The sequence below is a fragment of the Stenotrophomonas sp. HMWF003 genome, assembly GCF_003061285.1.
In the GTDB taxonomy this organism is placed as follows: domain Bacteria; phylum Pseudomonadota; class Gammaproteobacteria; order Xanthomonadales; family Xanthomonadaceae; genus Stenotrophomonas; species Stenotrophomonas maltophilia_AP.
In genome coordinates, this window is record NZ_QAIW01000248.1 from 24,940 (window position 1) to 25,357 (window position 418).

The window sequence follows — 418 nt, forward strand, 5'->3', positions numbered from 1 at the left end:
CGCAGGGGCCGGCCGGCGCAGGGGTCAGCGCCGCATCCAGGCGCGCACGTCGGCACGCAGCAGGCGTGCCGCCAGCCAGCCATGCAGGCCGGCAAAGGCTACGGCAGTGAGCACCAGCATGCCGCTCAGGACGATGCGCTGCAGTAGCAGGTCGTGGCGCAGCTGGCGCATGTCGGGGGTGTCACCGTGCCGCGTCAGATACTGCGAAAAGTGCGCGATGGCATCGTCCACCGCCCACGCGGCAGCGAAGTTCATCAGCGCGGTCACCACCAGCAGCACGATGAACAACCACAGCGCCCAGTGTTCGCGGCGCAGCATGCCCACGCACGCCACCACGCCCACCAGGCAGGTGAGCAGCATGGCCACGCAGATGCCCAGCGCGTGTGTCGTCAGCCACTGCAGCGGCGGTGACAGCCAG

The 418-nt window shown here is 69.6% G+C and carries 1 protein-coding gene; it reads right to left on the minus strand.

The window, feature by feature from the left end; all coding sequences use genetic code 11:
• Positions 1-24 precede the first annotated feature (24 nt).
• A partial coding sequence (locus DBR34_RS10285; RefSeq protein WP_181393963.1) for a hypothetical protein occupies positions 25-418 on the minus strand: 394 nt, incomplete at its 5' end.